Here is a 6000-nt window from a genome sequence, read left to right on the forward strand (position 1 = left end):
CAGTAGCTCTAAGAAAAAGCTGAGGCTCTCCTGGCAAGAAGGAATGAGTTTAAGACCAAACCTGCCGCGCTACCGTAAGAAGGGGATGTTCTCAGTAGCATACCCGAAAAAGTGGCTTAAGTTCCAAGAAGCAAAAGTCAGAGTGCCGCTCGGCAACCAGGTCAAAGCTTGGTTTGGAATAGACGCTTTCTGGATACGATTTCCTACCAATACCAATCCCCTCAACTGCCAACCTCGACCGGAGAGATACCTATGTCTACCCAGTTGACGCCGCGGTTTGCCGAGGCCATGCGCTACGCCTACCGCTGGCATGCCGCTCAAACCCGCAAGGGAACAAGGATCCCCTACCTCAGCCACCTGCTGGCGGTGGCGTCCATCGCCCTGGAGCATGGCGCCGACGAAGATGAGGCCATTGCTGCCCTCCTCCACGACAGCCTGGAGGATGGCCCCCGCTACAGCGGCGAGCCGCGGGCTCAGATTGAACGGGAGCTGCGGGAGCACTTCGGAGAACGGGTGCTGCAGATCGTCCTGGGATGCACGGACACCGACAGCGATAGCTCCCTGGGCGAGCCCAAAGAAGACTGGAAAGAGCGCAAAGTGGCCTATCTCAAGCACTTGGAAACCGCAGATGCCTCGGTTTTGCTGGTGGCCGCCTCCGACAAGCTGCACAACGTCCGCTGCATCCTACGCGACTTTCGCCAACTGGGGGATCAGCTCTGGGAGCGCTTCTCCGGCGGCAAAGAGGGATCCCTGTGGTACTACCGGTCGCTGGCGGAGATCCTGGGGCGACGGCTGCCTTCTAGGCTGGCAGTGGAGTTCCAAGAGCTGGTGGTCGAGTTGCAACGGGCAGCCGGGTCGGGGCCGGCAACAGCTTGACAGAGACGACCAGGGCTGAAGAAAATGCTGAGGGCAGCTTTCTCTCTTGCACTCTTCAGGTCACCTGTCTATGGTTCTCGCTGTTGGCACCGTTGCTCCAGGGTTCAACACGACCGACACCCACGGCAACCAAGTTTCTCTGGCTGATTTTACCGGGAAAACCGTTGTCCTCTACTTTTACCCTAAAGACGACACCCCTGGCTGCACCAAAGAGGCCTGCGGCTTCCGCGACGCCTACGCTGATTATCAAAGCAAAAACGTGGTGGTGTTGGGGGTGAGCATGGACGACCAGGCCTCTCACCAAAAGTTTGCCGAGAAGTACAACTTGCCTTTCCCTCTGCTGGTGGATACCAGTGGGGTGATCGCCCGCGCCTACGATGTGGATGGAGGCGGCTACGCCAAGCGGGTGACCTACGTCATCGACGCCGAGGGCAAAATTGCCAAGGTCTATCAGAACATCAACACCGAAACCCACGCCCGCGATATTTTGGCCGACTTGGGTTTGTAAAATCTCTTCGGTTCCTCTCTGAGATCCCAGCCCTTGCGCATGAACGACGACATTCCGGTTGCGCGTCGCCAGCCATCTGGTGCGGAAAAAGCGCAAGGTTCCTCAGCTTCGTGGGGCCTGTGGCTGGGCGTAGGGCTGGCCATAGTTGGCTTGCTGCTCTGGATGGCGTGGTGGCTGGAGAGATTGGCGGGATCCCCAGCAGATTCCCCAGTCCTCGAAAAAGCCGGTCAGCCCCCTCTGGCGCAGCCAACTGAGCAGAATGAGCGGGTCTCGCTGCTGGGGCACTATGCCTATTCCGAGGCCCCCGCAGATAGCCTACGGGTGGTGGGCAGCTACCACGGTCGAGAGGTGCGCCTGCGCCAGGCGGCTGCCGAGAGCTACCTGCGCATGAGTGAAGCAGCCCAAGCCGACGGGATCCGCCTTGTCCCTATCTCTGGGTTTCGCTCGATAGCGGAGCAGGAGTTTTTGTTTTTTCAACTGGCCCAATCGCGAGCCTTGCGACCGGAAGAACGGGCTGCGCTCAGCGCTCCCCCCGGCTACAGCGAGCACCACACCGGCTACGCCATTGATATTGGCGATGCCCAGTTTCCTCAGTGGGACACTCAAGAAGCCTTTGAGACCACCCCTGCCTTCCGGTGGCTGGAGAGAAATGCCGCCCGTTTTGGCTTTGAGCTGTCTTTCCCCAGAAACAATCCGCAGGGGGTGAACTACGAACCTTGGCACTGGCGCTTTGTGGGCGACCGCCACAGCCTGGAGACCTTCTACAAGCGCTAACACCTCCCCTCTCCCCTTGGGAGAGGAGACGGGGGTGAGGGATCGAAAAGCGGATGACGCGATTCGAACGCGCGACCGTCTCGTTGGCAACGAGAAGCTCTACCACTGAGCTACATCCGCATCGGACATCTATCATGGCAAGTTTTGCGGTCGTTTGTCAAGCCAGGGATCCCTGGCGCATTTTGTTCCAGAATGAGAGAAGTTTATCTTTCTTTGCAGTTGCCTCAGCCTTTGGCTGAGCTCATTTGAGGGGATCACGATGCGGGTAGCCATTATCGGGGCCGGGTTGGCCGGCTTGGTCACAGGGGTGGATTTGGTGGAAGCGGGGCACCAGGTGCAGATCTACGAGGCGCGGCCCTTTGTGGGCGGCAAGGTGGGCTCCTGGCAGGATGCCGAGGGCAACCACATCGAGATGGGGCTGCACGTTTTTTTCTGCAACTACAGCAACCTGTTTGCCCTGATGAAGAAGGTGGGGGCCTACGAGAACCTGCTGCCCAAGCAACACACCCACACCTTTGTCAACCGCGGGGGGCAGGTGGCCAGCCTCGATTTTCGCTTCCCGCTAGGGGCGCCCTTCAACGGCCTCAAGGCTTTTTTTGCCACCGAGCAGCTCTCTTGGGCCGATAAGCTGCGCAACGCCCTGGCGCTGGGCACCAGCCCTCTGATTCGCGGCCTGCTGGACTACGAGGGGGCGATGCGGCAGATTCGCGCTTTGGATCGGATGAGCTTTGCCGAGTGGTTCCGCCGCCACGGGGGATCCGAGGCCAGCCTGAAGCGGATGTGGAACCCGATTGCCTATGCCCTGGGCTTCATCGATACGGAGCAGATTTCCGCCCGCTGCATGCTGACCATTTTTCAGATGTTTGCCAGCAAAACCGATGCCTCCAAGCTCAACCTCCTCAAGGGATCCCCGGACAACTACCTCACCCAGCCCATCGTCCGCTACCTGCAAGCCCGCGGCGGCCAGGTTTACACCCGCAGAGGGGTCAGCCGCATTGAAGTCAGCGACTCTCCTCCCTACGCAGTAACCGGTCTGGTCTTGGCCAATGGCGAGCGGGTGGAAGCGGATGTGTACGTGTGTGCAACAGCCGTGGAAGGGGCGAAACGGCTGATCCCCCAGGTGTGGCGGCAGTGGCCCCAGTTCGACAACCTCTACAAGCTGGAATCCGTACCCGTGGCAACGGTGCAATTGCGCTTCGACGGCTGGGTGACGGAGCTGAAGGGCCGGGCCAAACGCGCCGCTGACCACCCGCAGCCAGTTGGCATCGACAACCTCCTCTACACCCCCGATGCCGATTTCTCCTGCTTTGCCGATCTGGCTCTCACCAGCCCCGCCGACTACTACAAACCCGGCCAGGGATCCCTGCTGCAGTGTGTGCTCACGCCGGGGGATCCCTTCATCTCCATGTCCAACGAACAAATTGCCCGGCACGTGCTGCGCCAAGTGCACGAGCTGTTTCCTTCGTCGCGGCAACTGAACATGACCTGGTACAGCGTCGTCAAGCTGGCCCACTCCCTCTACCGAGAAGCGCCAGGCATGGATCCCTATCGCCCGCACCAGAAGACCCCCGTGCCCAACTTCTTCTTTGCCGGCAGCTACACCGCCCAAGACTATATCGACAGCATGGAAGGGGCTACCCTCTCCGGCCACCTGGCCGCCCAGGCCATCCTGGCCGCCTGCCGGGATCCCCAGACGTCGGGGCAGTCGGTGAAGATTGCAGCAGGTAGAGCACCGTAAAAACGCCAATGCCCGCTAGGGGAGGTTGGAGGCGATCCCTTGCGGCCCCTTTCTCTTCACCGGCCTATGGCAGGGACACGCCAAGCGCGGCAGGCGGTTTTAGCGGGGCGGAACCGGCTGCCCGTTTGCCCCCCATCTGCACCTGAGCGGCCATCTCCCCCTCAGCGAATTGACTCTGGCGGGCCGAGCTCTTTTTCCTTACTATGCGGGGAAGAAGTAGGGTTGGGGATAGCTATGCAGGCGGTGATTTTGGCAGGGGGGCAAGGAACTCGCTTACGGCCGCTGACCTTGTGGCAACCGAAGCCTCTGCTGCCGTTGCTAGAGGTGCCTTTTTTACACTGGCTGATCGGGCGCTGCCGCCGGGCCGGCCTGACGGACATTTTGCTCAGCGTGGGGTATCTGGGCAGACAGATCGAGGCGGCTCTGGGAGATGGCACTGCTTGGGGGGTAAAGCTCCGCTACGTCGTCGAGGAGACGCCGCTAGATACAGCGGGAGCTTTGGTGCTGGCCCAACCCTACTTCAGCGGGGATCCCTTAGTGGTCTTCAATGCCGATATCCTCACCGATCTGGATTTATTAGATTTGATACACTGCCACCTGCAGAGCGGGGCCGTCGCCACCCTCACCCTCGCCCAGGTGGAGGACGTCACCGCCTACGGCCTGGTGGAGGTAGGGGAAGGGGGCCGGATCCAATCCTTTCGGGAAAAGCCCACTGCTGCCGAAGCCCTCACCACCAACACCATCAACGCTGGTACCTATGTCCTCGATCCGGCTATTTTCAAAGACTACCCCAGCGGGGATCCCCTCAGCTTCGAGCGGCGTATCTTCCCCGACTTGCTGCGGCAGGGGCGACGGCTGCAAGCCTACCTGCACACTGGCTACTGGCGGGATCTGGGCACGCCGGCCAGCTACTACCACGGCCAACTGGACATTCTCCTGAGCCGGATGAGGGATTTCCCTCTCGAGGATGTGGAAGAACGGGCGCCAGGGGTATGGGTTCACAAGACCGCCGAGATCCACCCTGACGTTCAATTGCACGCGCCCTGCTACATCGGCGCTTACACGCGCTTGGGCTCCCAAGCTCAAGTCCCCGCCGGCACCATCCTCGGCAGCTACAGTTGGGTCAATGGATCCCTGCAGCCGGGGGCCTATGGGCCGGGCCTCCTGGTAGTCTAGGTTAAAGGCCAGTTAAGCGCCCAAGCCTCCACAACAGAGCCGGCCAAAGATGGAGCTACCGCAAAGCGGGGAACGCTGGGATCCCTATCTTGCCGCCGTAGCCGCCCGCTTCAACCGGGAGCTGGAGGTGCAGTTGGGTCGGGCCAGTTGGCAGCTTCCCCCCGACCTGGAACAGTTGCCCTTTTGGCAAGCCCAAAAGCGGGATCACCTCCAGGAACGCCTGGGGATCCCCTTTTGGCAATTGCGCGCCCCCAAAAAGCGGGAAGCCTGCTTGGATCTGGGCTGTGGAGTGAGTTTCCTGACCTATCCCTGGAACGATTGGCAGGCCTACTTTTACGGCCATGAGCTGAGCGGGGGGATCGTGCGCTTTGTGCGCTCGCGGGCACCGCAGCTTAACTCCAAGCTGTTCAAGTCGATGCAGCAGGGATCCGCCCATCACCTGGAAAACTACGGGCCAGAGCAGTTCGATCTGGCCATTGCTACAGGATTTTTGTACTACTACCCGATAGACTACTTTGACGCGGTTTGGGCAGAACTGAGGCGGGTGTTGCGTCCGGCTGCGCCAGTGATTATCGAAGTGGTCAATCCTGAGTCGGTGTGGGCCGAACAGTGGGGGTTGATTGAGCTCTTCAAAGGCAGCGAGCCGATTCTCACGCCCCTACAGGAGTGGGAGCGGCGCATCGCCGACTTGGGGGGCAAAATCCAGAAACAGGCCAGTGGCGAGCTATTTACCACCTATTGGATTCAGCGCAAGCAGTGACCTCCTCTCCCTTTGAAGAGGGGGGCTTTCCCCTTCCACGAGGTAGCTTGCCCGGAGGATTGGCTTTCCAAAGTCGGTGCTCTCTCCCCCACCCTTATAAGATGGGAAAACTCCTACAGCCTGTTAAGGGCTCAAGGGGTACAATAGCAGCACTTAGCAAACCAACTT

At 60.2% G+C, this 6000-nt stretch carries 6 protein-coding genes and 1 tRNA gene; 6 read left to right on the forward strand and 1 reads right to left on the reverse strand.

The window, feature by feature from the left end; translation table 11 throughout:
* Positions 1 to 252 precede the first annotated feature (252 nt).
* From NW848_RS16010 to NW848_RS16020, 3 genes are all read left to right on the forward strand, one after another.
* Positions 253 to 876, forward strand: coding sequence for an HD domain-containing protein (locus tag NW848_RS16010; protein ID WP_011429568.1), 624 nt, complete (start codon positions 253 to 255; stop codon positions 874 to 876).
* Positions 877 to 946: 70 nt separating this feature from the next.
* Positions 947 to 1384, forward strand: a complete 438-nt coding sequence (locus NW848_RS16015; protein ID WP_011429567.1) for a peroxiredoxin — start codon at positions 947 to 949, stop codon at positions 1382 to 1384.
* A gap of 39 nt (positions 1385 to 1423) precedes the next feature.
* Positions 1424 to 2158 (forward strand): D-alanyl-D-alanine carboxypeptidase family protein, encoded by a 735-nt coding sequence (locus tag NW848_RS16020; RefSeq protein ID WP_414389884.1) that lies wholly within the window; start codon positions 1424 to 1426, stop codon positions 2156 to 2158.
* A 48-nt stretch (positions 2159 to 2206) separates the two neighbouring features.
* Here NW848_RS16020 and NW848_RS16025 read toward each other — a convergent pair.
* Positions 2207 to 2278 (reverse strand) — tRNA-Gly (locus NW848_RS16025).
* A gap of 139 nt (positions 2279 to 2417) precedes the next feature.
* Here NW848_RS16025 and zds point away from each other — a divergent pair.
* The 3 genes from zds (at position 2418) to NW848_RS16040 (ending at position 5832) form a co-directional block, all read left to right on the forward strand.
* Positions 2418 to 3896 carry a 9,9'-di-cis-zeta-carotene desaturase gene (gene zds / locus NW848_RS16030; protein ID WP_414402317.1) on the forward strand — a complete coding sequence of 493 codons (1479 nt, stop codon included), beginning with the start codon at positions 2418 to 2420 and terminating at the stop codon, positions 3894 to 3896.
* A gap of 234 nt (positions 3897 to 4130) precedes the next feature.
* Entirely contained in the window at positions 4131 to 5072 is a 942-nt protein-coding gene (locus NW848_RS16035) for a sugar phosphate nucleotidyltransferase (protein ID WP_414508273.1), read from the forward strand.
* A 49-nt stretch (positions 5073 to 5121) separates the two neighbouring features.
* Positions 5122 to 5832 (forward strand): class I SAM-dependent methyltransferase, encoded by a 711-nt coding sequence (locus NW848_RS16040; RefSeq protein WP_011429562.1) that lies wholly within the window; start codon positions 5122 to 5124, stop codon positions 5830 to 5832.
* Positions 5833 to 6000 lie beyond the last annotated feature (168 nt).

It is taken from the genome of Synechococcus sp. RC10A2, from assembly GCF_047502605.1.

What these genes read in the sequence shown, in the direction of transcription:
- zds (WP_414402317.1), top strand. Translation starts at nt 2,418, where the DNA reads ATGCGGGTAGCCATTATCGGGGCCGGGTTGGCCGGCTTGGTCACAGGG.
- NW848_RS16035 (WP_414508273.1), top strand. Translation starts at nt 4,131, where the DNA reads ATGCAGGCGGTGATTTTGGCAGGGGGGCAAGGAACTCGCTTACGGCCG.
- NW848_RS16010 (WP_011429568.1), top strand. Translation starts at nt 253, where the DNA reads ATGTCTACCCAGTTGACGCCGCGGTTTGCCGAGGCCATGCGCTACGCC.
- NW848_RS16020 (WP_414389884.1), top strand. Translation starts at nt 1,424, where the DNA reads ATGAACGACGACATTCCGGTTGCGCGTCGCCAGCCATCTGGTGCGGAA.
- NW848_RS16015 (WP_011429567.1), top strand. Translation starts at nt 947, where the DNA reads ATGGTTCTCGCTGTTGGCACCGTTGCTCCAGGGTTCAACACGACCGAC.
- NW848_RS16040 (WP_011429562.1), top strand. Translation starts at nt 5,122, where the DNA reads ATGGAGCTACCGCAAAGCGGGGAACGCTGGGATCCCTATCTTGCCGCC.